Consider the following 1,879-nt stretch of genomic DNA (forward strand, 5'->3'; position numbering starts at 1 on the left):
GCTGGGGCGCGGGCAGGGCGGGCGGATAGGTCGAAGCCTGCTGCGCCAGGGCGGCGGGCGCGGCCGAGACCAGCAGAAGGGCGAGGCCGGCGGCGCTCAGGCGGGATCGGATCATTGACGAGGTCTCATGCCGCTTGGGGAGGTTGCGACAGTCCGCCGCAGCGGCGGAGGCGTCAAGCCGGCGATGTGGGACTTTGGCGAAAACAGTTCGACGGGGGCAAGCCGGTGCAGGAATCGAGCCGGGAGTTCAAACCGACGCCGTCGTCGCTGGTCGCGCAAAAGGCTTAAGCGAGGTCCGGTGGCTTCCTGCCGTTGCCCGACTCCGCGCGGGCGGGTAGAGCGTTCGGCTTCTCCCGCCCAGCCGAAGTTCCAGACCATGCACGATATCCGAGCCATTCGCGAGAACCCCCAGGTTTACGTGGCCGGTTGGTCGTCGCGCGGAGTGGACGAGGCCGACGGGCTGGTGGCGGACATCCTGCGGCTGGACGCCGAACTGCGCCACGCCCAGACCACGGGCCAGGACGCCCTGGCCAAGCGCAACGCCGCCTCCAAACTGATCGGCGCCGCCATGGGCAAGAAGGACATGGCCGAAGCCGACCGGCTGAAGGCCGAGGTCGAGGCGCTGAAAGGCGACATCGCGGCGGCCGCCGAGGTCGAGGCGCGTGTCGGCAAGGAGCTGCGCGACCTGCTGGCGGCGCAGAAGAACCTGGCGGCCGAGGACGTGCCCGACGGCGAGGACGAGGCGGGCAATCTCGAGGTCTCGCGCTGGGGAACCCCGCGCGAAGGCGGCCCGGCCAAGGACCACGCCGACCTGGGCGAGGCCCTGGGGATGCTGGACTTCGAGGCGGCGGCCAGGATGTCGGGCGCGCGGTTCGCGGTGCTGAAGGGCCAGCTGGCGCGGCTGGAACGGGCCGTGGGCCAGTTCATGCTGGACCTGCAGACGGACCAACACGGCTATCTGGAAGTGAACCCGCCGCTGTTGGTGCGGGACGAGGCGATGTTCGGCACGGGACAGTTGCCGAAGTTCGAGGAGGATTTGTTCAAGACGTCGGTGGACGACCTTGAGGCGTTTTTCGAAGATTTCTTTGCGGATCAACGTGCGAGACTGGCGCAGGCCCGGGAGGAAAAGGAAGCCAGTCTCACTTCCGTCGAGATCAGCCAGATTCAGCGGAAGTTGGAGGTTGAGCACCTTGCGAAGCATAGGAGCGCGAGCTTTGGTAGGACGCTGTATCTCATCCCCACCGCCGAAGTCTCCCTGACCAACCTCGTGCGCGAGACCATCCTGTCCGAGGACGACCTCGCCACGCCGATGCGGATGACGGCGCTGACGCCCTGTTTCCGCGCCGAGGCCGGGTCGGCGGGGCGGGATACGCGCGGGCTGATCCGTCAGCACCAGTTCTCCAAGGTCGAGATGGTGTCGATCGCGCGGCCGGAAGATTCCGACGCCGAGCACGAGCGGATGACGGCCTGCGCCGAGGCGGTGCTGAAGGCGCTGGAGCTGCCGTTCCGGCGGATGCTGCTGTGCAAGGGCGACATGGGCTTCTCGGCCCAGAAGACCTTCGACCTGGAGGTCTGGCTGCCCAGCCAGGGGACCTATCGCGAGATCAGCAGCTGCTCGAACTGCGGGGACTTCCAGGCGCGGCGCATGGATGCGCGGTTCAAGCGGGCCGGCGAGAAGAAGACCGAGTTCGTCCATACGCTGAACGGATCGGGTCTGGCCGTCGGGCGGACCCTGGTGGCGATCATGGAGAACTATCAGCAGGAGGACGGGCGGATCGCGGTGCCGACGGTGTTGCAGCCCTATATGGGAGGTTTGACCCATGTGGGCGCTTAATCCTCCCCCCTTGGGGGAGGGGGACCACGAAGCGGTGGAGGGGGC

General features: G+C 67.6%; 1 protein-coding gene. It reads left to right on the forward strand.

What is annotated here, in order from left to right; genetic code table 11:
- The first annotated feature begins 376 nt into the window (after positions 1-376).
- Complete coding sequence (gene serS, locus ER13_RS17145) at positions 377-1,834, forward strand: serine--tRNA ligase (RefSeq protein WP_035311308.1); 1,458 nt, start codon at positions 377-379, stop codon at positions 1,832-1,834.
- The last annotated feature ends 45 nt before the right edge of the window (positions 1,835-1,879 follow it).

The organism is Brevundimonas sp. EAKA, assembly GCF_000698025.1.
Taxonomy (GTDB): domain Bacteria; phylum Pseudomonadota; class Alphaproteobacteria; order Caulobacterales; family Caulobacteraceae; genus Brevundimonas; species Brevundimonas mediterranea_A.

Bases quoted from the DNA above. Each gene is read 5' to 3' on its own strand.
- serS (WP_035311308.1), top strand. From the start codon at position 377: ATGCACGATATCCGAGCCATTCGCGAGAACCCCCAGGTTTACGTGGCC.